Origin of the sequence: Kitasatospora nipponensis (assembly GCF_039528135.1) — a bacterium.
GTDB classification, from domain to species: Bacteria; Actinomycetota; Actinomycetes; order Streptomycetales; family Streptomycetaceae; genus Kitasatospora; species Kitasatospora nipponensis.
Map to the genome: position 1 here is coordinate 221 of NZ_BAAALF010000536.1, position 754 is coordinate 974.

The following is a 754-nucleotide window of genomic DNA, read 5'->3' on the forward strand; positions in this document are numbered from 1 at the left end:
CACGAGGGTGTCCGTGCCGTCGTTGAACTCGAAGAAGGCCGAGGCCGAGGCCGCCGTCGTACCCGTCGCACCCGCGGCCTGCACCGCCTGGGCGGGCTGCGCCAACGCCAGGGCGAACATCGAAACCGCCGCGAGACTACCGAACTTGGTGATGGTACGTCGCATTACTGAGACCTCCGGTATCGGTCGGGCCGTGATCACGACCCGTCTGCACCGAACCGTAAGCAGCAGTTGCCCGAAAATTGCCGGATGTCTCCGAGGAGTGCCCGGGAGGACACTTCGTGGCCGCCCCATCGGGAAGATACCGGTTCGTCCGACGGTCCGTCAGATGAGCCTCCGACCTGGCCATATCCGTGGACCGGCGGTCGAGTTGGCGACCTTCAGGATTGCCCGCAAGGGCACCCGGGGGCCTTCGAATGCTGCCTGATCGGGCCGATTCCCGCTGGACGGCACGGCACCCGACGGATGGTCAGGAAGATGTTCCAGGAGGCCAGCACACCGAACACTCCGCCGACGAACTTCAAACGTGTCGTTCGTGACCCGACGGGTCTCAACCTGCCTCGGAGAGCTGCCCGGTGGCCCCGACAGCCGCCTCGCGAGCGTCGAGCAACTCGTCCCAGTGCACCCGGGTCCACTCACAGGCGACGTCCATCGGGCCCAGCAGACTGCGCCCGACCTGGGTCAACTCGTACTCCACCCAGCGAAGTTGCCCGGGACGCTCGGTCCGGACGATCAGCCCGTCGCGCTCCAGCAC

At 66.7% G+C, this 754-nt stretch carries 1 protein-coding gene; it reads right to left on the minus strand.

Annotation, left to right across the window (positions count from 1 at the left end; all coding sequences use genetic code 11):
* Positions 1–550: 550 nt before the first annotated feature.
* Positions 551–754, minus strand: a 204-nt coding sequence (locus ABD323_RS41725; RefSeq protein WP_344447295.1) for a winged helix-turn-helix transcriptional regulator, incomplete at its 5' end; no start/stop codon positions are given.